We start from the raw sequence: 26,123 nt of genomic DNA on the forward strand, positions 1-26,123 counted from the left end.
TCTCGTGGCGATCACTGTGCGCGCGGCAGCACCCGGATGCCGTCCGCCCTGATCGTGCTCGGGTCGGCGGCCACGCCCGTCAGCACGACGACGTCACCGACCACCGGCTTCTGCGACAGCGCGGCCACGTCCGCGGTGACGGTGAGCCCGTCGATCGAGGTCAGGGTGGCGCGGTCCCCGGCCAGTGCGGTCACGGTGCCGATGACCCGGGCCTGCGGAGTCCACACTGCACGGGCTGTGGCGCTCGCGCCCGTCCCCTGCACCTGGACGACGACACGCTCGCCGCTCTGCAGGTCACCCAGGCCGCTGTTCTGGCCGCCGCGGACGCGGGTGTCGCCGTCGGTGCGCAGCGAGCGCTGGCCGCTGCCGTCGACGTTCACCACGAGGGTGCCGTCGGCGACCGAGGCGACGGTACCGGTGAGCACCGGCGCGTCCCGCATGCCGCGCGGGCCGCGCTCATCGCCATGACCGCCGGGAGCGCTGAACCGGTCGCCGTGCCCCCACGGGCCCCAGCCGGGACCGCCGCCGCCCCACGGTCCCTCCCCTGGCCCGCCCGAGCCCTGCCAGGGGGCGCCCCAGTTACCGCGCTCACCGACCGGCCCGATGCGGTCGAAGCCGCGGTGCCGGTCAGGAACCAGGAGCGCCGCCGCCACACCCCCGGCGACCAGTACGGCCACGATCACGGCGCCGATGATCACGCCACGGCTGCGCAGCCGGGAACGCCAGGAACGGCGCGGGGCAGGCCCATCGGCCGGCGGCGGGGGGCTCTGCGGCGGCGGATTCTGGACGGTGGGCGGTTCGGTCGGAGAACTCACGATTCCTCCTCGGATCGGATCCTTCAGGCACCACCGACGGTCGCGGCGCATGCTGAACCGGGGCTGAAGCCGGACCACACCTTCAGCCGATCTTCAGCGGGGCAACTGGACGGTCGGCGCAGAATGGGACGGTGGCCGCGCGCGTACTCGTGGTGGAGGACGCCGAGGCGATCCGGACCGCGGTGCTCGCCGGGCTCGCCGAAGCGGGCTTCGTGGCGCGCGGGCGCGGCGACGGGCGCGCGCTGGAGGAGGAACTCGAGGCTTTCCGGCCCGACCTCGTGGTGCTCGACATCATGCTTCCCGGACGCGACGGTTTCGCGCTGCTCGACCTGGTGCGACGCCACAGCGACGCCGGGGTCGTGATGCTCACCGCCCGCGACGCCGTCGACGACCGGCTGCGTGGTCTGCACGGCGGGGCCGACGACTACGTCGTGAAGCCGTTCGCGCTGGCAGAGCTGGTCGCACGGGTCACCGCCGTGCTCCGCCGGACGGGACGCACCCCGTCCACCGTGGAGGTCGGCGACCTCCTGGTCGACGCCACCGCGGGCTCGGTGCGGCGCGGCGGCGTCGCGATCGAGCTGACCGCCACGGAGCTGCGCCTGCTCGACTACCTCGCGGCGCAGCGCGGCCGGGTCGTCAGCAAGGCGCAGATCCTCACCCGCGTGTGGGGCTACACCGACTACGACCCGAACCTGGTGGAGGTGCACGTCTCGGCGCTGCGCCGCAAGCTGGGCGAGCCGCGGCTGGTGCACACCGTGCGGGGCCTCGGTTACGTGCTGCGGACCGCCCCGGCCGCGGACGCGGGCGGAGACCGGCGGGAGGCGCCCACATGAGGGGGAGGCCACCCGCCGGGTCCCGATTGCGCACCGTCTCCCTCCGCCGGCGCGTCACGGCCCTGAGCATGCTGGTGCTGGCCGCGGTCCTGGTGGTCGTCACCGTGCTCACCGACGTCGTGTTCGCCGCCCAGACCCGCGCCGGACTCCGCGACGAGCTCTCCGTCCGGGCCGCGCTGGCCGGCCAGCTCGTGGCGCAAGGGGTGCCGTCGAAGGACGTGGCCCGGCGCGTCGAGGCACCCGGGCTCCGGGCCGTCGTCGTCGCACCCGACGGTCGTGTGTACGACGGTGAGGCGGACGAGGACGAACCCTCCGGACCGCCGTGGCGGCACGGGCCCGGCGAACGCGGGTTCCCCGGCCGCTGGGGTGGCGGCCAGGGCGAGGACCGCGGGCGCGGCGACCAGGTGCTGCAGCAGCCGCTGGCCGACGGGTCACGGCTCACGCTCGTGGCCGACGCCGGCCCGAGCACGGCGGCGCAGAATCTCCTGCGGCGCACGCTGTTGCTGCTCAGCCTCGGGGCGCTGGCCGTCGCCGGCGTCGTCACGCTGCTCACCACCCGGGTCGCGCTCGCCCCGCTCGACTCGATGACCGCATTGGCCCGTTCGATCACCCGTGGCGACCGCGGCCGCAGGCTCGCCCCCTCGCGCACCGACACGGAGCTGGGGCGCACCGCGTCCGCGTTCGACGCGATGCTCGACGAGCTGGAGGGCGCCGAGGCCGCGGCGCGCGCGTCCGAGGCACGCACGCGGCAGTTCGTCGCCGACGCCGCCCACGAGCTGCGCACCCCGCTGGCCGGAGTGCAGGCCGTGGCCGAGGCCTCGATCGCCCCCCATCTCGACGGCGAGGAGCGCGACCGGCTGAACCTGCTGCTGCTGCGGGAGAGCCGCCGAGCGGCCCGGCTGGTGGACGACCTGCTCGCGCTGGCCCGGATCGACGCCGGGATCGAGCTGCGCCGGGAACCGGTGGATCTGCTGGATCTGGCCCGCACGGAGGCGGAACGGGTGCAGCTGCTCGAGCCGGACCGGACGATCGAGGTGACCGGCGAGGCCGTCGTCGTGCCGGGTGACGCCGCGCGGCTCGGCCAGGTGCTCGGCAACCTTCTCGACAACGCGCGGCGCCACACCCCGGCGGGCGGCCGCATCACCGTCGCCGTGACGGCGGCCGCCTACGCGACGGTGCTGGTGACCGATACCGGCCCCGGAGTGCCCCCCGCCGACCGGGAACGGATCTTCGACCGGCTCGTCCGCCTGGACGAGGCCCGCACGAGCGACGACGGCGGCGCCGGGCTCGGGCTCGCGATCGCCCGCGGGATCGCATGGGCACACAGGGGCGACGTGCGCTGTGTCGATCCCCCCGCCGGCACGGGCGCGGCGTTCGCTCTCACCCTCCCCAGAGGGTAGGGAGGGAGATCAGCGCTCGTCAGGCAGCGTCGCCTTGCGGACGTAGAGCAGCCGGTCTCCGCGCTCCAGGGCGTCGACGGCCGAGGCGTCGACGCGGAAGAGGTTGTCGCCCCGGACCACTCCGAGCACGATGTCGGGCAGGTGCCGCGGCGACCCGCCGACCTCCGACTCCTCGACCGGCCGCTCGCTGATGGCGAAGCCGGCGTCCGGGGTCAGCAGATCCTCCACCACGTCGACGACGCTCGGGGTGGTGGTGGCCATGCCGAGCAGGCGCCCGGCCGTCTCCGCGGAGACGATCACCGAGTTGGCGCCGGACTGGCGCAGCAGGTGCACGTTCTCCGACTCCCGCACCGCCGCAACGATCCGGACGTCCGGAGCGAGCTCGCGGGCCGTGAGGGTGACCAGCACCGCCGTGTCGTCCCGGTTGGTGGCCACCACGATCGCCGTTGCCTGCTGCAGGCCTGCGATCCGCAGCACGCTGGAGCGGGTGGCGTTGCCGGTGACCGTCACCAGCCCCAGCGCCGACGCTTGGTCGAGGCGCGTGCGGTCGGTGTCGACGACGACGATGTCCTTGGGCTCTGCCCCGTCCCCCAGCAGGGTCTCGACGGCGGCCCGGCCCTTCGTGCCGTAACCGACGACGACGGTGTGGTCGCGCACGCGAGACCTCCAGCGTTCGATGCGAACTGACTGCCGGGAACGCTCGGTGAGCAGCTCCACGGTGGTGCCGACCAGCACGATGAGGAACAGCAGCCGCAGCGGTGTGATGACCAGCGTCGTCAGCAGGCGTGCTTCCGGCGTGACGGGGACGATGTCGCCGTATCCGGTGGTCGACAGGGACACGGTGGCGTAGTAGAAGGCATCACCCAGCGAGATCGGGGTGCTGCTGTTGTTGTCGACGTACCCGTCGCCGCTGAAGTAGACGACCAGCGCAGCAGCAGCCAGTGCCCCGAACGCGATGGCGAGCCTGCGGAGCAGCGACACCACCGGGCCGGCGGAGGTGTCCGGCATCCGGATGAGCCCCACCAGCGAGGGGTCGGCCAGCGGCCGGCGCCGATCGGTCACGGCGCGGAGAGTAGCCGCAGGAGGTGGGGACACGCTCGGCGACCGACCCCGCCGTGTCCAGGGTCATCGTGCTGCTAGGGAACGATCCGCCGATGCGGGGACGACCGTGACATGCGGCATCGCGTCGTCCGCACGCGGGGGCAACGCACGTCGCCGGGATACATGACGTCGACCGGATCGTGCCCTCTAGGACGTCTCCTCGACCATCCCGGACTCCGCGGCGCCCGCCCTCAGCTCGTCGAGCCCGAACGCCGCCACCGGGTCCAGAGCCCCGCTGCCCCACACGCCGTGCTCGGCCGCCCGGCCCGCCGCCCACGCCAGCAGGTTCGCGGTGAGCGCATACGCGTCGGGCGCGACCAGGCGGGTGCGGGCGAGCAGCGTGCCGGAGCCGTCGAACACCTCGGCCACGACGTGCGAGCGCATCCCCGCCAGCGCCTCCTCCGACGGTGCTTCCGACGCCGTGCGGGTGACGAGCCCGGCCACCGCGGCCAGCGCCCGCGCCGCGCCCGGTACGCGCCCGAGCAGCGGCGTGACCCGCGAGGCGACGTGCAGGGCCTGGCTCGCCGCGCCGAACCAGCCGAGGTAGACGTCCACCGTCTGCAGCCCGGGCGCACACCGCGGCAGCGCGAACTGCTCGCTGCCACCGATCGTCACACCCGGACGCGGTCTCCCGGCCACGTCGAACGTGCGGAGCCGGGCGCCCGCGGGCTCGGTCCGCAGCTCGCCGTCGTGCCAGGCGTGGTTCTTCTCGAGTGCCATGCCCATCACCGAGCGGAGCGTGCCCCGCGAGAACGCCTGGCCACGTCCGCCGCCGAGGATGAAGTAACCGACATCGACACGGGAGGCGGCGCCGCCCGCCGCCCGCAGCGCCAGCGCCCCCGCCAGCACGCCCGGCACGTAGTCGACACCGAACGCGGTGATCAGCGCCGCTCCCGAACGCTCCGCCTCGGGGCCGTACCGCTCGAACACCTCGCGGACGAACGTGGGCTCACCGGTGGAGTCCAGGTAGATCGCACCCGCAGCGACGGCGGCGGCCACAGCGGCCCTGCCGAGCTGCAGGAACGGTCCGACCGTGCTCACCAGAACGTCGCCCCGGCCCACGAGCGCGGCCACCGAGCTCTCCTCGGTGACGTCCGCGCGGGCCGTTTCGAGGCCCCCGAGCCGCTCGGCGAGGGCGGCCAGCCGCGCCGGGTCACGCCCGGCGAGCACCGGCCGCAGTCCCCGCTGCACCATCATCTGAGCCGTGCGCCGTCCTGTGTAGCCGGTGGCGCCGAACAGGACGATCCTCGCGGTCACGCCCGGACCCTAGTGCCGAGGAAACGAGGTCGTCTCACCCGTTTCCGCGACCGGACGATCGATGAGCTGCACTCGCCCATCCTGCGTGAATATCCGTGATCGCCGGTACCGTGCCTGCGTGCCCCGATATGTCGCACTCCTGCGCGGGATCAACCTGGGCAAGGCCAAGCGGGTGGCGATGGCCGACCTGCGCGAGCTCCTCGGCGCCGCGGGCTACACGGACGTCCGCACGCACCTCAACAGCGGCAACGCGCTGTTCACCGGCGACGAGGCCGATCCGGCCGAGCACGCGGCGCGGATCGAGGCGGCAATCACCGAGCGGCTCGGGCTCGACGTGCGGTGCGTCGTGCTCACCGACGACGACCTGCGCACGATCGTCGACGGCAACCCGCTCGCCGACGTGGTGACGAACGGGTCGCGGATGATGGTGTACGTCCTGGAGCCCGCGCCCGGCCCGGCTCTGCTCGCCGAGCACGACCCGATCGCGCTCGACCCCGAGAACGCCCGGCTCGGTGAGCGCGTGATCTACCAGTGGTGCCCTGACGGCGTGATCGCCGCGCCGCCGGTCGGTTTCCCGGAGAAGCGCTTCCCCATCACCATCACCGGCCGCAACTGGAACACGATGACGAGGCTCGTCGAGCTTCTCTAGCCCGCTACTGGCGACTCAGAACGCCCCGTTTCTCCTGACGCTGCGTCGACCGATCCGTCGCCGCCTCCGGGACGAGCACGGCCGCGCTCTGGTAGCCGCCTCGGCTCGCACCGATCACCACGTCCTGGGAAGGGACGTCCGGGCCCATGTGGCGTACCGCGACGCTGGCTGCCGCACCGTCGACGAGGTACGGGCCGAGCACGAACGGCACCTGCGAGGTGACCTGCCGGCCGGAGTCCCGATCGTGGAACGGCATCGTGATGCGGTCGGATACGACGCGTTGTTGCAGGACGACAGGCGACTCGCGGGCGGCATCGATGACAGCTGACGCCCAGTCCTGCTTCGACATCTGGCTTCCGAAGAACACATTCGTTCCGGACCTGCCGACGGCCGGCTTTGCGACCAGCCGGTGACGCTCGTCGATCGCCGTGCTCAGCAATCTCCCCTGTGCGGCCGGATCGCCGTCCAGGCCGAGGCATGTGGTCCACGGAACGTGGGCGCGCACCAACGCGCGATCGGCTGCCGCGAGCAGGCCCGCATCACAGTCCTCGTGAAGCCAGGCCAGGATCGCCTTCGACGAGATGAGCGCCGACTCCGTGCGTGGGAAGAACACGACCGTTCGGGCACGGTCGGCGCTTCGCAGCGCCGCGAGTCCGCCGCCGTCGTCCACGATGCGGTCGCTGCCCCACCGGAGCAGCACGACGTCGACCGGCTCGTCGGCGGCGAGCAGCCGACCAGCGGCGTCGAGGCGTAGGTCGGCGAGGTCGGCCTGCACGACGTCGATACCCACCCGACGGGCATCGGCCAGGATGACTCGCGTGACCGTCTTGCCGCGCTGAACCGAACCGGTTTTCCTGTTGATCGCCCGATACGCGGGCATGAGCAGCCGGCCCGGGTGGCCATTCCCGTTCCCGGCTCGGAGTGTCCGGGCCAGCGCAGCGGAACGCGCGGTCACCGTGGAGGGCGGCGGGTGCATGCCGCTCTCCGGACACAGCCGGGCGTAGGCCTCCGCGAGTTTGGGCGTCGTCGTGCCGCCGCCGAGCCGGGTGCTGTTGTTGAACTCGAGAAGCCGGGGCCGCGCCTGCTCGATCAGGAGATCGGGGCGAGCGAACCGGGTGAGCTCGTCGGTCACCAGCGGGCGATCACGATCCATCAGGGGGAGCTCATGGGGAAAGCGGAGTAGCTGGTGGAGCTCGCCCAGCGTCGAGGCGCGGCGACGGCACGCGTCCACGGCCAGGTGCAACAGCCGGGCGGTGAGATACCCCAGGCCGCGGTAGTCCCGTTCTCCGATCACCATCGGCCGGAGCGGCTCCCAGCGTCTCCCCTGCACCTCCCGGCGCGGGTGGGTTCTCCATCCCATCGACGCCGAGCGGCGGTCGAGGAACTCGTCCCGAAGCTGCGTCGGCAGCGCATCCCAGACGTCGTGGATCGTGAAGTCGAGAAGCTCGTCAGGCATGCTGTGACCCTTTTTCCCAGGAAGACGGCATCAGCGGGCCGACGATTGCCCGGCGCCGGAGTCGTCTGCGGACCGATCACGTGCACCGGCATACAGCGAGAGCAGGAGCGAGTCACGTATGCGGCCCCGTTCGAAGTGCGACCGGAAATGTGAGTCGTATTCCTTGAACCACCGCTCCGAGCCATGCAGAAAGAGGATGTCATGCGGCGCCATATGCCGTATCGCGAGCATGGCGACCGGGGCGACGGAGACCCGGAAATCCGAGTTCCGGACGGCCCGCTCGTCGCAGCGAGGATGGAACTGCCCGACCATCAGTCCCAACTCGACGGCGAAGGCCTTCAAATGTGCATACGCAGCATCCAGTCGCTCCCAGCCCGCGGGACCCAGTTGCGGCATGACTATCAGCCTGCTGTCGAGAAGAACCCCGCTCTTCCCAGATGGTCGACCCGCGCTGCCGAAATCACTGATCTCGGCTCCCAGCTCGTTGATCAGTTCCTGCTCGCTGGATCCGTCGATGTCGTATCGAATGCGGGCTTCCACAGCGTGCTGATCGAGTGCCCGAGGCATGAAGGGGCACACCGGCCCGGACCGTCCGACCCTTCGGTCAGCGACGGCGACGTACTCTCGCAGCCAAGCGTCGGCCAGCCCGAGGTAGTCGTCGGAATGGTTCTCACCTGTGGTGGGGTGGCACTGCTCCGTCACGGAAACCCCCGGTTCCCTTGTGCTCGACTCGCCGCCGCTCATGCGTCCACCAGCCGGGTGGGGCCGGTTCGGGCGGCTCGGGACAGGTCGTTGTTGCTGACGCCGAGATGAATGCCGTGTTCGGCCATGGCGGCAAGGACGTGGGGAGCGAGGGAGGGGTCGGCCTGCGCCATTGCGGCCATGAGCCGGGAGAAGTGGCGCCGTTCGCGCAGGGCGTCGGTGCACAGGTCTGCAGGATGGTCGCGTCCGATCGTCTCCATCCCGAGTAGCAGCAGCGTGTCGAAGCGGACCGGGTCGGCGCCTGTCTCGGCGACGCGCCGGCGGGCGCTCCAGCAGGCAGAGGCCCAGACCGTGCCATCGGCGTGGGGGTCGCTCCCGGGGCCGCCTTGGAAATGGGCCATCGTCCAGCGGGAGTCGAGCCTGCGGCGGCGTTGTTCGGCGACAGGGACGTCGTGGCGGTGCCAGCCGTAGATGTCGGGAGTGCCCAGCAGGATTGCGGTGATGACGTCGGCAGTGCCTTCGTCCAGGGCAGTCTTCTTGTTGGTATGCCGCCCGTGTGAGCGCAGCTTGTTGAGCCGGAAATCCGCGGTGTGCCGACACACGTGGTGGCCGGCTTCGTGGCAGATGATGGCCGGATTGTGTGTGGGCACACGGAAATAGCGGCCGGCGCCGGGGCGGGCCACGAAGCCCGCGCCGCCACCCATGTGCACCTCTCCGGCCGGGCTGGTCGCGTCCGGGTCGGCCCCCACCCCTTGGCCGGGCAACCGGTAGTGCCCACCACACCACGGGCGCGACTGCTCGTGCATTCCGATACGGATCAGCAGATGCGGCAGCGGATGCCCCAGCAACCTGCTGACATACCGCAGCGCCCGCTGGGCGTGGAACGCCGTGTTGACCACTCCGAACGCCCGCGCCGCCCGCTCGGCCGCCGCACCGGCCCACGGACCACCTCCGCCGGAAGGATCGAACACCAACTCTCCGCTGCCGCCGGTGAACAACGTCCCGTCGCGCTCGTCTCGGACCGTGGCCTCGCGCATCACCACCTGCGCCGACCCGACCTCCAGGACATCCAACTCGACTTCTCCGAGCCGTCCCGGCCCGGCGCGCCCCTCGGACGCGCCGTACCCGTCGGGGAGATAAACGGCCGCGCGGGTCATGTCGGCCCGGCGGGCGACAACCCGAGATCGACCGCGCCGCAGGTGCGACAACCACAACTGATATTCCCGAGCTGTTGCATCCATACCTCTCGTACAGGTGGTCGAAACTGGCTTCCGCCACGGGTGTGGCCAATATCGGCTACTTGCGAAGCCGCAGCGACGCCGCTTGCGACGCCAATGTTCGATCTGCTGCGGCCGGCGGTATCGGTGCATCGTGCTGAATCAGCCACACACGGCCTCTGCTCGGGGCGGCGAGCGATCCTGTTACCGCTGAGAGGAGCGGCCCATCCACCTGTCCGCGATCTCGCCAGGTGATGCGAAGTTCGCTTTGCTCCTCGCCCTGAACGTCCCGTGATCTTTTCGGTGTGCCGATCGCTCCGAGCTACTCGGCATAACCCGCGGCGAAGGACACACTACTGATTGTCGTCCCCCCTGATGACACCTCACATGTTTACTCTTCCTTGGCGGGCGTGCAAGTCGTCGGGCAGCCGGCGGGTGGTGAGCGCGCATTTGTCGGCAGCGATCGACGCCCGAACGGCGGTCCAGGCAACGCCGTGCGGGCGGCATGCGCCGGCGAAGCAAAATACGGACATCATTCACGGAAGATCGTCCTGAAGGATCAGGACGGCGCGTCGATCAGACGCTGGGCCTGCCCGCTACTGATGATTCAGAAACTGACGGGTCCGGCCTCACACCGGTACGGCCGGCACCGACAGCACGAGCCCCCGTAGCCCCGCGGCGTCGAGCAGGTCGACCGGCCGCAGCGTGACGTGATGCCGCACGAAATGGAACGCCGCCCGGACCTGTTCCGGCCGGCATCCCGCCAGCGCGGCCCACGCCAGCCGGTACGCCGCCAGCTGCACCGCGAGCGCCGGCATCCGCGACTCGTCGGGCAGCGCGCCCGTCTTCCAGTCCACCACCGTGAAGCCGCCGTCCGGATCGGCGTACACGGCGTCGATCCGCCCGCGCACCGCGATGCCCGCCACCACCGTCTCGTAGGACACCTCGATCTCGACGGGCCGCCGGTCGGCCCATTCCGAGCTGAGGAACGCCTCCTGCAGCTCCTCGAGCGCGTCGTCGGGAGCGGCGCCCTCGTCGGCCGCTCCGGGCAGCTCGTCGATGTCGAGCAGCTGCGCTGCTCCGAACCGCTGCTCCAGCCACGCGTGGAACGCGGTGCCGCGGCGCGCGTGCGGATTCGGTGGAAGCGGGAGGGGGCGGCGCAACCGGGCGGCGAGCGCGGCGGGGTCGGCCGCGAGCTCGACCAGCTGGCTCACGGACACCTGCGGCGGCAGTACCGCGGTGGGCCGGGCCCGCGCCGCCGCTCGCTCAGCGAGAAGCACGTCCACGTCCGCGGCCCAGCCCTCGGGGTCGGCCGACTCCTCGTCCTCCGGGGGCTCGTCGGGCAGATCGGCGACCGCGTCGGCAGTCGCCGGCAGCGCCAGCTGGGCCCCGGGCTCGACCGCCGCGGCCCTCGCGGACCGCACGTCGTGGAGCTCGCGCAGAGCCGACCGCACGAGCGCCGCGCCCGCGTGCACCGCCGCCGCTCGCGCGGCCAGCGGGTCGTCGGGCCAGAGCCCTGCCGGCTGCTCGATGCTCGCCGGGTTGACCTCACCCGGCCCCGGCTCCTCGGCCCAGTGCTCCGGCTCGTGGACCGCGGCGATCTCTTCGAGGAACTCCGAGGGCTGCCGCGGACGATCACCGGCCGTGCCCCATCGGTGCCCCGATGCGAGGAGGACGTGCTCGGCGCGGGTGAGCGCCACGTAGAACAGCCGGCGCTCCTCGGTGAGCCGCCGATCGTCGAGTGCCTCGGAGTGCGCCTTCAGGGCGTCCTCGAGCTGCTTGCGGTCGCCCCCCTCGGGGAGATGGAGCTCGGGCAGGTCGGCCGAGTCGCCACGCAGCTCGACGGGCAGCTCCGCCGCGTTGGTCAGCCAGATGCCGCTGATCTTGCGTCCGGGAAAGACCTGCCCGACCAGGTGCGGGACGGCGACCACCGCCCACTCCAGGCCCTTCGCCGCGTGCACGGTGAGCACCTGCACGCGGTCCGGGGCGACCTCGACCTCGCCCGGCGTGAGCCCTTCCTCGGCCTTCTCGGCCGTCTCCAGGAAGTCCAGCAGCGCGGGCAGGGTGGCCACCTCGGCGCCGGAGGCGAAGTCGGCCACGACGTCGGCGAACGCGTCCAGGTGCGCGCGGCCGACCGGACCGGGACGCGCCATGCTCTCGGCGTCGAGCAGCAGCACCCGTTCGGCATCGGCCACGAGGTCGGTCAGCGGGGCGGCCGCTCTGGCCCGCAACCAGCCGAGCTCGCGCGCCAGCCGGGTGATCCGCTCGAAGCCCTCGGGTGTGTATCGCGCGGCGGGACCGGGGTCGTCGAGCGCGTCGACGAGCCCAGCCTGCTCGGCCTGCTCACCCGGCAGCGCCCCGAGCGCCAGCTCGGCGGGAGAGAGCGGCCCGGGACGCGGGGGCTGTGCGGGGACGACCTCCCGTGCCCGTTGCCACAGCGCCGCGAGATCCGCGACGCCGAGCCTCCAGCGCGCCCCGGTGAGGAGCCGGACGGCCGCCGCGCCGGCGAGCGGATCGGCGACCAGCCGCAGGGCGCTCACCAGGTCCCGAACCTCGGGCGTGTCCAGGAGCCCACCGAGCCCGACGACCTCCACCGGCAGCCCGCGGGCCCGCAGTGCCGCTGCGATGGGGTCCATGTCGACACGCCGCCGCACCAGGACGGCCGACGTGGGCGGTTGCTCACCGGCGTCCTCCGCGTGGCGCCACTGGTCGGCGATGCCGTCGGCCATCCAGTCGATCTCGGAGGCGACGTCGGGGAGCAGCGCCACCCGCACGTGCCCGGCTCGCGCCGCAGGCCCGGCCCGCAGCTCCCCCACGCCGACCGCCCCTGGTGCGGAGCGCAGCGGTGCGGAGACCCTGTTGGCCAGCGCCAGCACCTCCGGCGGGTTGCGGAAGCTCGTGAGCAGCCCGTACTCGTCCGCCAGGCCGTCGGAGGCGGGGAAGTCGGTGCGGAACCTGACGAGGTTGCCCGCACTGGCGCCGCGCCAGCCGTAGATCGACTGGCAGGGGTCGCCCACGGCGGTGACCGCGGGTCCGTCGGCCCGCACCGGCTCGCCTTCTGGGGTGCCGAACAACGAACGCAGCAGCACGCGCTGGGCGTGGCCGGTGTCCTGGTACTCGTCGAGCAACACCGCCCGGTAGAGGGCCCGCTCGGCTGCTCCCACCTCGGGGTGCTCGGCGGCGACGTGCGCGGCGATCGCGAGCTGGTCGGTGAAGTCGACGGCCCGCTCCGCCCGCTTGCGCGCTCCGAACGCCTCCACGAGCGGAAGCAGCGCCGCCCGCTGCCGCTGGGCGGACACCCACCTCTGGTAGGTCTGCGACGGCTCCGCCCGCTGCCGCTTGCCCGGCGGGGCCGTGGTGAGCGCCGACACCAGCCGCTCGGCGTGCAGCCGCACCGCCTCGGGGTCGACCAGGTGCTCTCCCAGCTCCCCGGCCAGCGCGAGCAGCCGCTCGGTCACGGTGGCCGGTACGAGGTCGACCTCGAGGTCGTCCGCCCAGCTCGTGACCACCCGGTGCGCAAGCTGCCATGACGCGGTCTGGCCGAGCAGGCGCGCTGCCGGCTCGGCGGGCAGCCGCAGCGCGTGCTCGGCCACCAGTCGCCCGGCGTAGGCGTGGTAGGTGGAGACGGTGGGCTCGCCGGCCAGCACCGCCACCCGCCGCTCGCCACTCGGGTCGAGCTCGTCGAGCAGCCGGGAGCCCGCGAGGCGGCGCAGCCGGGACCGCACGCGGGCGCCGAGCTGCTGGGCGGCCTTGCGGGTGAAGGTGAGGCCGAGCACCTGCTCCGGGAGCACCTCGCCCGTGGCGACGAGCCAGACGACCCGCGCCGCCATCGTCTCGGTCTTACCCGCCCCTGCCCCGGCGACGACCAACGCCGGGCGGGCAGGAGCCGCGATCACCGCGGCCTGCTCCTCGGTGGGCGGGGGCACCCCGAGCGCGACGGCCAGCGCATGCGGGGTGAGCTCCACGCCCGTGTTCTACCCCAGCGCTCCGACACCCCAGGAGGCGGAGCCCCCCAGTGGGACGAACCGAACGCGCCGCTCGTACGACTACGGGGTGGGGATGTCCGCCTTGTAGACGCGCACCCAGTCGACCTCGAGGTTGATCTCATCCGGGGTGGTGTCGTCCGGAGCCATGATCCAGTCCTTCTTGGGGCCCTGATCCAGCTGGATCGTGAGGTGCATGGGCTTCGTCGGGATCACGGTCTTGTCTTTGTTCTCGTACTGCTTGACGCCGTCGACGTACCAGGTGATCCGGTCGGGCAGCCATTCGAGCGCGAAGGTGTGCCACTGCGAGAAGTCACCGGGGATCGCCTTGCCGTTGACGGTGTCGTCGCCGTTCTCGTCGGCCCAGTGCGCCACGAAGTGCGCGAGATCCCGGTTCTCCCCCGGTACCTCCATGATGTCCAGCTCACCGTCCTCAGGCCACTTCTCGGAGTCGGGCCAGAGCAGGATCGCGGAGCCGAAGCCCCGGCCCTTCTCGGTGCGGACCCGGAACTCCCAGCGCCCGTAGAGCTGCCCGACGTTCTGGGCCATGCCACCGGAGACGTCGTCCCTGGCGGTGATCTTGAGCGAGCCGTCGGACTGGCTGATCGCCTCCGGCCTGCGGTAGCCGTTGCCGAAACCGCCCACGCTGTCGTAGAGGGTCCAGTTCTTCAGGTCCACCTCGGAGCCGCTGAACTCGTCGCCGCCGGCCGGTGCCCACTTGGTGTCCTTGCCTCCCGCACCGGAGCCACCGGACCCCGAGCCCTCGCCGTGGCCGCCGGAGCGGCCCTGACTGGCCGCGGGCCGGGCGGACTCGGGCGCCGGGGTGGTGGTGGGGGCGACCGTCGGAGTCGGAGCCACGGTGGTGGTCGGCAGAGCATCGAACAGGTCGGGCGCATTGTCCGGTGCGGCGGTGCTCGGCCCTGGGCCGCTCGCGCACGCCGCCAGCAGGACGGCAAGCCCGGCCCATAGGACGAAGAACCGCATCCGTCTCGCCAACCGGGACACCGCACCTCCTGCGGCACGCCGGAGAAGGGAGCGATCGAGAGCGCCAGCGTGCTGGACGACCCTACCGGGAGTGGCGATCTTCCTCGAAGCACCCACCCAAGAGAGTCACATGGGTCCCTGTTGCACCATGAACCTCACTGCGTGTGTCCAGGTCAGCGCGGCATTCGGTGGACGGAACTACGGTTGGGTGACTTGGCGGCCGGACCCATTGACAGGGCACGCGACCCGCACCGGGCAGCGGTCGCAGTCGGGGCCGATGCGGGCGATGAACTGTGCCCCGGACGTCTCGTCGGCACAGTGGCGCAGCACGTCCTCCCAGCGGGCGAGCTCGGTGTCGTCGAGCGGTGGCTGGACCGGCTCCTTCGCCTGCCCGTCGGCCTTCTGGTCGGCGAGGTAGACCAGCCGTGCTCCACCCGGGCGGGCCCCGGGCTCGAGCAGCTCGCCGAACGCACCGAGCGCGGCGGCGAGCTGATAGACGGCCAGCTGCGGATGCCCGGCGGCCACCCGCCCGCTCACGGCCGTGCGGCCGGTCTTCACGTCGACCACCACGGGGCGCCCGGCGGAGTCGACCTCGAGCCGGTCGACGCGCCCGCGCAGCCGAAGCCACGGCCCGACGGCGCCTTCCCCGTCGCCGCCCGGCTCGTCGCCCGCCAGGTCGAGCTGCACCGGCTGCTCGACGGCCAGCAGCCGCAACCCCTCGGCCCGGCTCGAACGCACCCAGCCGTCGAACGCCGCCAGCATTCCGCGCACCCTGGCGAGCTCCCGGCGGCCGTACCAGGGCGCCCCGGCGTCGAGGCGCGACCACGCCGAACGCAGCGCGCCCTCCAGCTCGGCGCCGTCAGCGCCTGCCGCGCTCGCCTGGACCAGTGCATGAACGAGCGAACCCGTGACAGCGGCCAGCGCGCCCACCTCGCTGCCGCCGTGCCGCTCCAGCACCCACCGCAGCGGGCACCGGACGATCTTCTCCACGTCCGACGGCGACACCGGCACGATCTCCCCTGGCGTGCGCAGCGGGGCGTCGCTGGAGACGGGGACGAGCCCGTACCAGTCGTCGGGATGCGCGCCGGGTACGCCGGCCGCGGCGAGCCGGGCCAGCTGGACGGCTGCACGGTGCCGCCGCTCGGCGACCGCGGGGTCGTCACCGGTGTCCGGCTCGCACACGGCCCTGCGCAGCTCGCCGACCAGCTCGGCGAGCACGAGCGAGCGGCCCGGCCGGTGCACCGGCCGGTCGGCCTGGGTGGCCGGCACGGGGTCGAGCTCGTCGAGGAAGCGCGAGGGCTGCTCGTCCTCACCCTGGACGGCGCTGACCAGCAACGTGTGCCGCGCCCTCGTGCACGCGACGTAGAACAGGCGCCGTTCCTCGGCGAGCAGGGGCGCAAGCCGTGACACCGTCTCCCGGCCCGGCTCGGCCACGCCTGCGACGAGGTCGACCAGTCGCTCGTTGCCGAGCAGGCTGCCGCGCAGCCGCAGGTCGGGCCAGCTGCCCTCCTGCACCCCGGGCACGGCGACGACGTCCCACTCGCGCCCGCGTGCGGCGTGTGCCGTGAGCAGCGCGACCGCCTCGCCCCTGGGGGCCCGCGGAGCCAGTGTGTCGCTGGGCAGCTGCTGGTCGGCGAGGTATTCGAGGAAGCTCGCCACACCGGCCCCGGGTAGCCGGTCGGTGTGCCGCGCGGCGGCGTCGAACAGCGCGAGCACGGCGTCGAGATCCCGGTCGGCCGCCGCGCCGACCGGGCCGCCGCGCGCGCTCGCCTCGCTCCACCTCGGCCCCAGCCCGCAGGCCTGCCACACCCGCCAGAGCACCTCCTCCGCGCTCTCGCCGTCGCGGGCTGCGTGCCCGGCGACGGCGAGCAGCGTGCCGACCCGGCGCAGCGGTGCCGTCTCCTGCGGCGGGAGCGCGACGAGTGGGTCGGGCCGCCCGTGCGCCGCCGACTGCAGCGCCTCGACCAGCAGAGGGTCGCTCCCGGACCGCTCGACGTCGACCGGGCGCTGGGACTGTTCCGCGTCGGTCTCCGACGCCTGCGCGGGGGCGGTGGGCCGGCTCCCGGCATGCAACCGCAGCAGCCCGCGGCGCAGCCGGCGCAGCCGCATCGGATCCGCCGACCCGAGCGGGGAGGTGAGCAGGGCGGTGGCCGCGTCGGCGTCCAGGTCGTCGGGACGGATGGCGCAGCGCAGCACCATCAGCAGCGGGACGACGGCGGGCTGGCGGGCGAGCGGGAGCTCGTCGGGCGGCGCCGCGACGGGCACGCCGGCGGCCAGCAGCGCCCGTCGCAACGTGGGCAGGGACAGCCGGGTGGAGCGCGCCAGCACCGCCATGCGCGACCACGGAACGCCCTGGGTCAGGTGGGCGCGGCGCAGCTGGTCGGCCACCCAGCCCGCCTCCTGGGCCGCGGAACCGAACACCCGCACCAGCACCGCCCCCTCCGGCCCGTCGGGCTCGCCGGGGGGCGCGGACCGCCCGCGCCCCTCACCGGAGCCGGGCAGCCTCGCGGCCAACCGCGAGGCGGCGGCCCGCACGGCGGGGGCACTGCGGTGGTCGACGGTGAGCACAACCGTCTCGGCGTCGACGGCACGCAACCCGTCGGGGTCGGCGCCGCGGAAGGTGAGCACGGCCTGGTCCCGGTCGCCGGCCAGCAGGACGCTGCTCGCCGTGGAGCCCAGGGCGCGCACGAGCTCCATCTGCTGCGGGTCGAGGTCCTGGGCGTCGTCGACGACCAGGTGGCGCACGCGCTCGCGCTCCGCCGCGAGCAGTTCGGGGTCGGACGCCAGTGCGTCCAGCGCCGCCGACACCAGCTCGGCGGCGTCGAGCGCGGGGGCGGTGGCCTGGGGCGCACCGCGGCCCGCGGCCCCGCGCAACAGGATCACGTGCTCGTACGTACGGAAGAACCGGCCTGCCGCCGCCCACTCGGCCACGTCGTGGCGCGTGCCCAGCTCGGTGAGCTCGTCCGGCCCAAGGCCGCGTTCGGCGGCTCGCAGCAGCAGCTCCCGCAGCTCGGCGGCGAAGCCCGGCAGGCCGAGGGCGGGACGCAGCCGCATGGGCCAGCCCGAGTGGGCCACTCCCCCGTGGTCCGGACCGGCGATCTCGCCCGCCAGCAGGTCGCGCACGACCGCGTCCTGCTCGGCGCTCGCCAGCAGCCGCGGTGGCGGGTCGCTGTGGCGTGCGGCGTGCAGCCGCAACACCCCGAACGCGTAGGAGTGGACGGTGCGCACGAGCGACTCGCGCGAGGTGCGCTCGACCTCGCCGCCGTCGCCGTGGATCATGTCGCCGAGGCGCTCGCGCAGATCCCCCGCCGCCTGCCTGCTCCCGACCAGCACGAGCGTGCGCTCCGGATCGGCACCCGCCTTGATCCGCGCGGCGATGCTCGCCAGGAGAAGCGTGGTCTTGCCCGTGCCCGGCCCGCCGACCACCCGCAGCGGCCCCGAGCCGTGGACGAGCACCCGCCGAGCGGCGTCGTCCCAGACCAGCTCACCCGGCGCCACACGCGGCCTGCGGACGAGCCCCGGCGCGAGTGCGGCGGCCCCCACGGGGCGATCAGGACGGGACACGCGAGCGATGCAACCACGGCCCCCCGACGGCGAGACGGCGGGGAGGTCGGCTGGCACGATCAGGGGGTGACCGCCGCGCCGCTCCACGTCCGCGCCTTCGGCCCCTCCGACGGGGTGCCCGTGCTCGCCCTCCACGGCGTCACCGGCCACTCCGCGCGCTGGCAGGTACTCGCCGACGCACTTCCACAGCTGCGGCTGATCGCGGTGGACCTGCGCGGCCACGGGCGCTCCCCCTGGACACCGCCGTGGCACATCGAGCAGCACGTCGCCGACGCACTGGCCGTGCTCGACGCCCTGGGGCTCGAGCGCGTCGCCGTCGCCGGCCACTCCTTCGGCGGCGCGATCGCCGTGCACCTGGCCCGCACCGCGCCGCAGCGGGTGGAGCGGTTGGTGCTGCTCGACCCGGCGATCGGACTCGACCCCCAGGACATGCTGGAGACGGCCGAGGAGAGCCGCGCCGACCAGTCCTTCCCCGACCTCGCCACCGCGCGGGCGGACCGGGCGCAGCGCTGGGAGGGCATCGCCGACGAGCTCGTCGACGCCGAGCTCGCCGAGCACCTCGTGGCCGACGGCGACCGTTTCCGGTACCGCTACTGCGGTTCGGCCGTGGTCGTCGCCTGGAGCGAGATGGCAAGGGCGGCACTCACCCCGCCCGCCGGAACGCCCACGCTCCTGCTGCCGGCCACGAAGGCCGATTTCGTCAGCCCGTCCTGGGTGGACGCCTGCCGCGCCGAGCTGGGCGACGCGCTCACCGTCACGGAGATCGACGCAGGCCACATGGTCTACCTGGACCGCACTGCGGAGGTCGCTGACGCGATGCGCGCGTTCCTGACACCCTGATCGCGTGGACGACGAGACCGTCGAGAGGGTGCGGGCCATCGTGCTCGCGATCCCGCCGGGCGAGACGGCGAGCTACGGCGAGGTGGCCGCCCGCGCGGGCCTGCGCTCGCCCCGGCTCGTGGGGCGCATCCTCGCGATGGACGGCCACGACCTGCCGTGGCACCGGGTGCTCCGCGCGGACGGGACGTGTGCCCCGCACATCGCCGCGGAGCAGAGCGCCCGGCTCCGCGCCGAGGGCGTCCTGCTGGTGGACGGCCGCCTGCCCCGCCCTGCCCGCCGCGCCCGCTGACCCGCTCCTCCCGGCACCACATGGTCACGTGTCGCTGTTCGGACGCGCGTGAATCAGCGACGTGTGTCCATGTCGCGGGCGAGGGCGGCGCGGGCGTCAGGCGGTGCGGGTGTTCGTGGCCGACGCCGCGCGGTAGCGGTTCACGACCAGGTCCAGCACTGCCCTGTGGTCGGCAAGCGGCGCGGCGACCACGTCGGCGTCGCACTCGTGCAGGTGCCCCTGGAACAGCCCCGGAGCCAGCAGCCACGACGCCACCGCCACGCGCTGAGCACCGCCGGCCCGCAGCGCGGCCACGGCCTCGCTCACCCGGGGCCCGCCGGTCGCGATGGTGGCGAGCGTGACGGGGCGCCCGAGCGCGCGCCCGAGCCGGCGCGCGGCCTTCGCACCGTCGGTCTGTGCGTACGGGTCGCTGGACCCCGCCACGGCCAGCACCACGGCGTCGTCCGGGCAGGCGCCTGCCTCGGCGAGCCGGTCGGCGGCCGCGGTGACGAGCGCGGGATCCGGGCCGAAAGCCTGTCCGAGCAGCACGTCCCGGCGGCCGGTGGCGGCGAGCTGCGCCGGCACGTCGACGCGCACGTGGTAGCCCGCGGCCAGGAACATCGGCACGACGACGCACGGGCCCGGAAGCTCGGCGAGCGCGTCGGCCGGGCTCGGCCGCCGCACGTCGACGAAGCACGGCGCCACCCGCACTCCCAGCGCCGTTGCAGCCTGTGCCGCCACCCGCTCGGTGACGACCGCACCCGCCGGATCCCGCGTGCCGTGCGCGACCAGCAGGAGGTTCACCGGGAATCCGCGTTCAGGCAGTGGCCCCCGCCGGAGCCGGCGCCGATGGCCGGGTCGAGGGCCAGCCGGTATCCCCGCTTGACCACTGTCTGCACGAGCTTCGGTTCGCCCAGCGCCGTGCGAAGACGTGCCATCGCCGTCTCGACGGCATGCTCGTCGCCGCTCCCACCGGGGAGCGCCCGCAACAGCTCCGATCGTGCCACCACCCGGCCGGGCCGGCGGGCGAGCGCACGCAGCAGCGCCATCCCGGCGGGCTGTACACCGCGCAGCACTCCGTCGACGAGCACGGCGTGCCCGCGCAGCTCCAGCCAGTGCCCTGCCACGGGGAGGCTGCGCACCCGCCCGGGCATCTCGGCCTCCAGGTGCCGCACCATGGCGCCCAGCCGCGAGCGGTGCGGCTGCACGGTGGGGACGTCGACGGCCTCCAGCGGTGCCGCGGTGACGGGACCGACGCACACCGACAGCACCGGGCCACGCAGGGCGGTGAGCAGCTCCTCGCGCAGCCCTCGCTCGGTGGCCCTGGCCAGCAGGCTTGCCGCGGCTGGGGCGCTGGTGAACGTCAGGACGTCGACGCAGGAGGCCAGCACCCCGTCGATCAGCCGGTCGAGCGGCCCGATGTCGACGGGCGGCATCCAGCGGTAGACGGGGACCTCGATCACTTCCGCGCCCGCCACCGTGAGCGCCTCGACCACGTCGGGCAGTGGCTCGCCGTGCAGCTGGACGGCGATGCGCAGCCCGTCGACACCGCGGCCGTCGCACGCCCCGTCGAGCAGGTAGTCCAGTACCTCGGCGGACGACTCCGACGGCGGTGACCAGGTGTCCACCAGACCGGACGCGCGGATGGCGCCGCGAGCTTTCGGGCCACGGGCGATCAGCTTGCCGGAGCCGAGCGCGGCCAGAAGATCCTCACCGATCCCCCAGCCGTCGGCCGCCTCCACCCAACCCCGGAAGCCGATGCCGGTGGTGGCCACCGTGATGTCGGGCGGGCGGGCGATGAGGGCGCGCGTGGCGTCGGCGAGCTCCGTGTCGTCGGCCACCGGGACGATCCGCAACGCGGGACCGTGCTGCACGACGGCTCCCCGACGCTCCAGCATCGTGGCGAGCTCGTCGGCGCGGCGCGCGGCCGTGACGCCGACGGTGAAGCCCGCCAGAGGTGGCACCTCGGCGGGAGGGGAAATGGTGCTCACAGCGCTGCTCACGCTAGTCCGACCTCGAGCAGCCCGTCCGCGACCCGGACGGGGTAGACCGGCACGCTGATCCGTGGATCGTCCAGGCAGTGGCCGGTGACCAGGTCGAACACCTGCTTGTACACGGGCGATGCGACGGTGGCCACACCGCCGCGGTCGCCGACGATGCCGCGCGAGAGCACCGCGGCACCGGAGAACGGGTCGATGTTGCCGATGGCGTGCACGGCACCACTGTGGGTGCGGAAGAGGGCCACCTGCACATCGTCCAACAGGGCGGCGACGCCGCGCTCGGGCTGCAGCTGCTCGTACCGGCAGACCGCCCGCCACCGCAGTGCGGTGGCCGTCGAGATCTCCACCGTGTCGGTCATGACTCCGCCTCCGCTGGGGTACGTACGTCGGCGGTCATCCCCGCACCCCCGGCATCCCGACGACGACCGGCTCCCGCGGTGCCGGCACCGGCTGCCCCCGCTCGGTCACGAAGCTGATCGTCGGGTCCGGCGCGTCGGGCGCGTTGACGAAGGAGACGAACCGTTCGAGCTTGACCGGGTCCTCGAGCACGCCGCGCCACTCGTCGGCGTAGCCCTCGATGTGTGCCTCCATGGCTTCCTCCAGGTCGGCGCAGATCCCCAGGGAGTCGTCGACGATCACCGCGCGGAGGTGGTCGAGACCGCCCTCCATCGCCTCGATCCACGCCGACGTGCGCTGCAGCCGGTCGGCGGTGCGGATGTAGAACATGAGGAACCGGTCGACCAGCCGCACGAGCGACTCGGTGTCGAGGTCGGAGGCGAGTAGCTCGGCGTGGCGCGGAGTGAAGCCGCCGTTGCCACCGACGTAGAGGTTCCAGCCCTGCTCGGTGGCGATGATCCCGAAGTCCTTCGACCGGGCCTCCGCGCATTCACGCGCACAGCCCGAGACGCCCGACTTGAACTTGTGTGGGGCCCGGAGCCCCCGGTAGCGCAACTCCAGCGCGACGGCGAGGCCCACCGAGTCCTGCTGGCCGTAGCGGCACCACGTGGTGCCCACGCAGGACTTCACCGTGCGCAGCGCCTTGCCGTACGCGTGACCGGACTCGAACCCCGCGTCCACCAGCCGGCGCCAGATCGCCGGGAGCTGCTCGACGCGGGCGCCGAACATGTCGATCCGCTGGCCGCCGGTGATCTTCGTGTAGAGACCGAAGTCGCGGGCCACCTCGCCGATCACGATCAGGCCCTCCGGCGTGATCTCACCGCCCGGGATCCGCGGCACCACCGAGTACGTGCCGTTGCGCTGCAGGTTGGCGAGGAAGTGGTCGTTGGTGTCCTGCAGGGCCGCTTGTTCGCCGTCATGGACGTGGCCCCGGCCGAGCGACGCCAGTATCGACGCGACGGCGGGCTTGCAGATGTCGCAGCCGCGGCCCGTGCCGTGCTTCTCGACGAGCTCGGAGAACGTCCGGACCCCGGCACCCGCGACGATCTCGAACAGCTCGGCGCGGCTGTGGGCGAAGTGCTCGCACAGCGCCGTCGACTGCTCGACGCCCGCCTGGGCGAGCAGCTTCTTCAGGACCGGGACGCACGACCCGCAGCTCGTGCCGGCCCGGGTACACGCTTTGAGGGCGCCCACGTCGTGCGCCCCACCGCTGATCGCGCCGCAGATCGCTCCCTTGGTGACCGCGTTGCACGAGCAGATCTGCGCGGTGTCGGGCAACGCGTCGGCGCCCAGCTCCACCCCGCCGGGCGCGATCATCGCGACCGGATCGGCCGGCAGCGGGCTCCCGATGAGCGGGCGCAGCGTGGCGTACTTGGACGCGTCGCCGACCAGCACCCCGCCCAGCAGCGTCTGCGCGTCGTCGCTCACCACGAGCTTCGCGTACGTGCCCGCGACCGGGTCGTTGACCACCACTTCCAGCGCACCGGCGCTGGTGGCGTGGGCGTCGCCGAAGCTCGCGACGTCGACGCCGAGCATCTTGAGCTGCGTGGACATGTCCAGGGCAGCCGCCGTCATCGTGGCGGACCCGCCGAGCAGCCGGTCGGCCACCACCTCGGCCATCGCGTACCCCGGCGCGACCAGGCCGTAGGTGCGGCCCTCCAGCGCGGCCACCTCACCGATCGCCCAGACGTACTCGTCGGCGGTGCGGCACCGGCTGTCGACCAGCACCCCGCCGCGTTCCCCCATCGGCAGGCCTGCCGCGCGGGCCAGCGCGTCGGCCGGCCGGATCCCGGCGGAGAACACCACGACGTCGGCGTCGAGCTCGATGCCGTCGGACAGGCTCGCGACGAGCCGGCCGCGGTGCTCCGCGATCCCGGTGACCGACACCCCGCACCGGACGGCCAGGTCCTCGTTCTCCACGAGCCGCCGCAGCAGCGCTCCGCCGCCCTCGTCCACCTGCACCGGCATGAGTCGCGGAGCGATCTCGACGACCTGCGGCGAGAGCCCGAGCGATCGCAGGGCCCGTGCCGCCTCGAGCCCGAGCAGGCCACCCCCGACCACGACTGCCGACCGGCGGCCCGGCCGGCCTGCAGCCATGGCGTCACGGGCGGCTGCCGTGATCGCGTCGAGGTCGTCGAGCGTGCGGTAGACGAAGCAGCCCGGCAGGTCGCGCCCCGGGACGGGCGGCACGAACGGAACCGAGCCCGTGGCCAGCACGAGGGCGTCGTAGTGCAGTTCCCGGCCCGACGCGGTGCGCACGAGCCGCGCGTCGCGGTCCAGCGAGGCGGCGGGGTCCCCGAGATGCAGGTCCACCAGCGGGTCGAGTACGGGCAGCGTCAGCTCCTCGGCGCTCACCCCGTCGACGTAGGACGAGAGCGCGACGCGGTCGTAGGCCGGCCTGCGCTCCTCACCGAGCACCGTGATCCGCCAGGTTGCCTCGGTGTCGCGGTCCCGCAGGTCCTGGACCAGCCTGTGCCCGACCATCCCGTTGCCGACGACGACGAGATCGCGGCGGTTGACGCTGCTCATGCGGCTCCCTCCTCTCGAACGGGGCTGATCACCGGTGGGTCGCTCTCGGCCAGCCACGCGCAGATCCCGCGGACCGTGTCGCCACAGCTCCCGCACCCGGTGCCGGCGCGGGTGGCGCGGCTCAGCGCCGGGACGTCGGTGGCGCCCGCGCGCCACGCGGCCACGAGCGCGCCCTTCGTCACCGTGTTGCAGCGGCAGACGACCGCGGATGCCGGGAGATGTCCGGGGTCGGCGGTCTCCCGTGCTCCGGGGAGTGCCCGGCCGAGCAGCAGCCCGAGCCGGTCGGCCGGGGCCGGCATGCCGGTGTCGTAGAACTGGATCATCGACGCGGCCGCGTCGGGAAGCCCGATCATGGCGCCACCCACCACACGGTCTCCGCGCAGGGCGAGGCTGGCGTAACGACCACCGACGGGGTCGGCGAAGCGCAGCACCTCGGCCCCAGGGCCGTCGAGGGCGCCCAGGTCGCCCACGGTGGCGAGATCGACGTCGCGGGCCTTGAGCCGGGTGACCGGCGGGGTGCCGCGATAACGGGCAGCGGGGTCCTCGGCGGTGAGCAGGTCGGCGAGCACGCCCGCCTGCTCCCAGCCGGGCTGCACCAGACCGGCCGCCGCGCCGGAGTGCTGGGCGCAGTCACCGATCGCGTGCACCCGCGGGTCGGACGTCCCGAGGCGGTCGTCGACGAGCACCCCGCGGTCCACGGCGATACCGGCATCGGCCGCGAGGCCCGTCTCGGCCCGCACCCCGGCCGCGACCACCAGCGCGTCGGCGGTCACGAACTCGTCCCCGGGCACTGCCGAACCGGTGCAGCGCAGCCCGCCGCCGGCTTCCCAGGCGACGGCGGTACGCCCGAGCAGCACGTCGACGCCGAGCCTGCGCAGCGTGCCGGCCAGCACCTCGCCGGCACCGCCGTCGAGCTGGCGTTCCATCAGGTGCGGCTTCGGGTGGACCAGCGTCACGTCCACGCCACGCGCGACCAGCCCGCGCGCCGCCTCGCACCCCAGCAGCCCGCCGCCGAGCACGGCGAACCGCGCTCCGGGATGGGCGAGGTCGATGATCCGCTCGCAGTCGGCGAGATCGCGGAAGGTGACGACGCTCGGATCCGACATCCCGTCGATCGGGGGCAGCCAGGCGCGGCTGCCGGTGGCGAGCACGAGCTCGTCGTAGGGCACGTCGCTGCCGGCGTCGGTGCGCACGATGCGGCGGTCGCGGTCGATCGCGGTGGCGGTGACGCCGGTACGCAGGTCGACCCGCGACCGGGCCGCCCATCCGGCCGGGTGCAGCTCCACCGCAGGCGCCGAGAGTCCACCGGCCAGCACCGTGGACAGCAGCACACGGTTGTAGGCCGGGCGCGGCTCCGCACCGAGAACGGTGAGCCGGACCCGGGCACCCTTGGGGTCCCGGCGCCGCACCTCCTCGACGAACCGGGCACCGACCATGCCGTGCCCCACCACGACCACGCGTCTGCTGCTGTGCCTGATGGTTCGCTCGCCAAGCTCGCTCACGCCACCCGACGGTAAGTAGCCCCAGTTACACCAGCGGGACCGTGCGTGACACATGCGTAAACCGGACCGCACATCGCCAGGCTGCAGCCGTGAGCGAACCACGGGTCACGACTCCCGTTCGAGCCGCACCGCGCACACCTTGAACTCCGGCATGCGGCTGATCGGGTCCAGTGCCGGGTTGGTGAGGAGGTTCGCGGCCTGCCCGGCGCCGAAGTGGAACGGCAGGAACACGGTGTCCGGTCGCAGCGTCGGCACGCACCGCACCCTGGCCGTCGCCGCGCCCCGCCGGGACACCACTCGTGCCCACTCACCGTCGGCGAGGCCGGCGCGGGCCGCCGTCTCCGGGTGCACCTCGACGAACGACTCCGGTGCGATCCCGGCAAGCTCCCGAACGCGCCGGGTCTGCGCGCCCGACTGGTAGTGCACCAGCACCCGGCCCGTCGTGGCCCGCAGCGGGTATTCGGCGTCCGGTAGCTCGGCGGCGTCCGTGTGATCGACGGCCACGAGCCGCGCCCGGCCGTCGGCGTGGGCGAACCGCTCGGTGAACAAGCGCGGGCTGCCGGGGTGGGCCTCCTCGCCGGGAGGGCGGGCCGGGCACGGCCAGTGCAGGGCCTCCCCCGCGTCGAG

At 73.5% G+C, this 26,123-nt stretch carries 20 protein-coding genes; 5 read left to right on the forward strand and 15 right to left on the reverse strand.

All coding sequences use genetic code 11. From position 1 onward, the window contains the following. Positions 1-11: 11 nt before the first annotated feature. Entirely contained in the window at positions 12-815 is an 804-nt protein-coding gene (locus MMF94_RS04825) for a single stranded DNA-binding domain-containing protein (protein WP_241035012.1), read from the reverse strand. 131 nt (positions 816-946) lie between these two features. Here MMF94_RS04825 and MMF94_RS04830 point away from each other — a divergent pair, with 131 nt between their 5' ends. Continuing rightward, positions 947-1,648, forward strand: a complete 702-nt coding sequence (locus MMF94_RS04830; RefSeq protein WP_241035013.1) for a response regulator transcription factor — start codon at positions 947-949, stop codon at positions 1,646-1,648. Then, positions 1,645-3,048, forward strand: coding sequence for a HAMP domain-containing sensor histidine kinase (locus tag MMF94_RS04835; protein ID WP_241035014.1), 1,404 nt, complete (start codon positions 1,645-1,647; stop codon positions 3,046-3,048). The genes MMF94_RS04830 and MMF94_RS04835 overlap by 4 nt, the downstream gene beginning before the upstream one ends. A 9-nt stretch (positions 3,049-3,057) precedes the next feature. Here the strand turns inward: MMF94_RS04835 and MMF94_RS04840 are convergent, their stop codons facing one another. Both MMF94_RS04840 and MMF94_RS04845 read right to left on the reverse strand, forming a co-directional pair. Beyond that, complete coding sequence (locus MMF94_RS04840) at positions 3,058-4,056, reverse strand: potassium channel family protein (protein WP_241035050.1); 999 nt, start codon at positions 4,054-4,056, stop codon at positions 3,058-3,060. A gap of 240 nt (positions 4,057-4,296) precedes the next feature. Then, complete coding sequence (locus MMF94_RS04845; protein WP_241035015.1) at positions 4,297-5,406, reverse strand: saccharopine dehydrogenase family protein; 1,110 nt, start codon at positions 5,404-5,406, stop codon at positions 4,297-4,299. A 118-nt stretch (positions 5,407-5,524) separates the two neighbouring features. Here MMF94_RS04845 and MMF94_RS04850 point away from each other — a divergent pair, with 118 nt between their 5' ends. Further along, positions 5,525-6,055 (forward strand): DUF1697 domain-containing protein, encoded by a 531-nt coding sequence (locus MMF94_RS04850; protein ID WP_241035016.1) that lies wholly within the window; start codon positions 5,525-5,527, stop codon positions 6,053-6,055. 4 nt (positions 6,056-6,059) lie between these two features. Here MMF94_RS04850 and MMF94_RS04855 read toward each other — a convergent pair whose 3' ends face one another. The 6 genes from MMF94_RS04855 to MMF94_RS04880 form a co-directional block, all read right to left on the reverse strand. Next, positions 6,060-7,511, reverse strand: a complete 1,452-nt coding sequence (locus tag MMF94_RS04855) for a glutathionylspermidine synthase family protein (protein ID WP_241035017.1) — start codon at positions 7,509-7,511, stop codon at positions 6,060-6,062. Between the two features lie 30 nt (positions 7,512-7,541). Next, complete coding sequence (locus tag MMF94_RS04860) at positions 7,542-8,255, reverse strand: DUF6875 domain-containing protein (RefSeq protein WP_241035018.1); 714 nt, start codon at positions 8,253-8,255, stop codon at positions 7,542-7,544. Next, positions 8,252-9,370: a gluzincin family metallopeptidase gene (locus MMF94_RS04865; protein ID WP_241035019.1), complete on the reverse strand. Its 1,119-nt coding sequence runs from the start codon at positions 9,368-9,370 to the stop codon at positions 8,252-8,254. The genes MMF94_RS04860 and MMF94_RS04865 overlap by 4 nt, the downstream gene beginning before the upstream one ends. 689 nt (positions 9,371-10,059) lie before the next feature. Beyond that, positions 10,060-13,395 carry an ATP-dependent DNA helicase gene (locus MMF94_RS04870; RefSeq protein ID WP_241035020.1) on the reverse strand — a complete coding sequence of 1,112 codons (3,336 nt, stop codon included), beginning with the start codon at positions 13,393-13,395 and terminating at the stop codon, positions 10,060-10,062. A gap of 81 nt (positions 13,396-13,476) precedes the next feature. Beyond that, positions 13,477-14,418, reverse strand: a complete 942-nt coding sequence (locus MMF94_RS04875) for a glycoside hydrolase family 16 protein (RefSeq protein ID WP_241035021.1) — start codon at positions 14,416-14,418, stop codon at positions 13,477-13,479. Between the two features lie 177 nt (positions 14,419-14,595). Next, positions 14,596-17,961 (reverse strand): ATP-dependent helicase, encoded by a 3,366-nt coding sequence (locus tag MMF94_RS04880; RefSeq protein WP_338104161.1) that lies wholly within the window; start codon positions 17,959-17,961, stop codon positions 14,596-14,598. 66 nt (positions 17,962-18,027) lie between these two features. Here MMF94_RS04880 and MMF94_RS04885 point away from each other — a divergent pair, with 66 nt between their 5' ends. Next, complete coding sequence (locus MMF94_RS04885) at positions 18,028-18,801, forward strand: alpha/beta fold hydrolase (protein ID WP_241035022.1); 774 nt, start codon at positions 18,028-18,030, stop codon at positions 18,799-18,801. Positions 18,802-18,805: 4 nt separating this feature from the next. After that, complete coding sequence (locus MMF94_RS04890) at positions 18,806-19,090, forward strand: MGMT family protein (RefSeq protein ID WP_241035023.1); 285 nt, start codon at positions 18,806-18,808, stop codon at positions 19,088-19,090. Positions 19,091-19,186: 96 nt separating this feature from the next. Here MMF94_RS04890 and MMF94_RS04895 read toward each other — a convergent pair whose 3' ends face one another. The 6 genes from MMF94_RS04895 to MMF94_RS04920 all read right to left on the reverse strand — a co-directional run. Continuing rightward, positions 19,187-19,873, reverse strand: a complete 687-nt coding sequence (locus MMF94_RS04895) for a sirohydrochlorin chelatase (protein ID WP_241035024.1) — start codon at positions 19,871-19,873, stop codon at positions 19,187-19,189. Continuing rightward, entirely contained in the window at positions 19,870-21,060 is a 1,191-nt protein-coding gene (locus MMF94_RS04900) for a uroporphyrinogen-III synthase (RefSeq protein WP_379660403.1), read from the reverse strand. Before MMF94_RS04900 ends, MMF94_RS04895 begins: the two co-directional genes overlap by 4 nt. Before the next feature lie 8 nt (positions 21,061-21,068). Then, complete coding sequence (nirD, locus tag MMF94_RS04905) at positions 21,069-21,428, reverse strand: nitrite reductase small subunit NirD (protein ID WP_241035025.1); 360 nt, start codon at positions 21,426-21,428, stop codon at positions 21,069-21,071. A gap of 34 nt (positions 21,429-21,462) precedes the next feature. Next, positions 21,463-23,994, reverse strand: a complete 2,532-nt coding sequence (gene nirB / locus MMF94_RS04910; protein WP_241035026.1) for a nitrite reductase large subunit NirB — start codon at positions 23,992-23,994, stop codon at positions 21,463-21,465. After that, positions 23,991-25,496, reverse strand: coding sequence for an FAD-dependent oxidoreductase (locus MMF94_RS04915; protein ID WP_277398648.1), 1,506 nt, complete (start codon positions 25,494-25,496; stop codon positions 23,991-23,993). Before MMF94_RS04915 ends, nirB begins: the two co-directional genes overlap by 4 nt. Positions 25,497-25,601: 105 nt before the next feature. After that, on the reverse strand, positions 25,602-26,123 hold a 522-nt coding region (locus MMF94_RS04920; RefSeq protein WP_241035027.1), incomplete at its 5' end, for a molybdopterin oxidoreductase family protein.

The sequence above is a fragment of the Pseudonocardia alaniniphila genome, assembly GCF_022524485.1.
GTDB lineage: Bacteria > Actinomycetota > Actinomycetes > Mycobacteriales > Pseudonocardiaceae > Pseudonocardia > Pseudonocardia alaniniphila.

What these genes read in the sequence shown, in the direction of transcription:
- MMF94_RS04835 (WP_241035014.1), top strand. Translation starts at nt 1,645, where the DNA reads ATGAGGGGGAGGCCACCCGCCGGGTCCCGATTGCGCACCGTCTCCCTC.
- MMF94_RS04840 (WP_241035050.1), bottom strand. Translation starts at nt 4,056, where the DNA reads ATGCCGGACACCTCCGCCGGCCCGGTGGTGTCGCTGCTCCGCAGGCTC.
- MMF94_RS04855 (WP_241035017.1), bottom strand. Translation starts at nt 7,511, where the DNA reads ATGCCTGACGAGCTTCTCGACTTCACGATCCACGACGTCTGGGATGCG.
- MMF94_RS04860 (WP_241035018.1), bottom strand. Translation starts at nt 8,255, where the DNA reads ATGAGCGGCGGCGAGTCGAGCACAAGGGAACCGGGGGTTTCCGTGACG.
- MMF94_RS04865 (WP_241035019.1), bottom strand. Translation starts at nt 9,370, where the DNA reads ATGACCCGCGCGGCCGTTTATCTCCCCGACGGGTACGGCGCGTCCGAG.
- nirD (WP_241035025.1), bottom strand. Translation starts at nt 21,428, where the DNA reads ATGACCGACACGGTGGAGATCTCGACGGCCACCGCACTGCGGTGGCGG.
- nirB (WP_241035026.1), bottom strand. Translation starts at nt 23,994, where the DNA reads ATGAGCAGCGTCAACCGCCGCGATCTCGTCGTCGTCGGCAACGGGATG.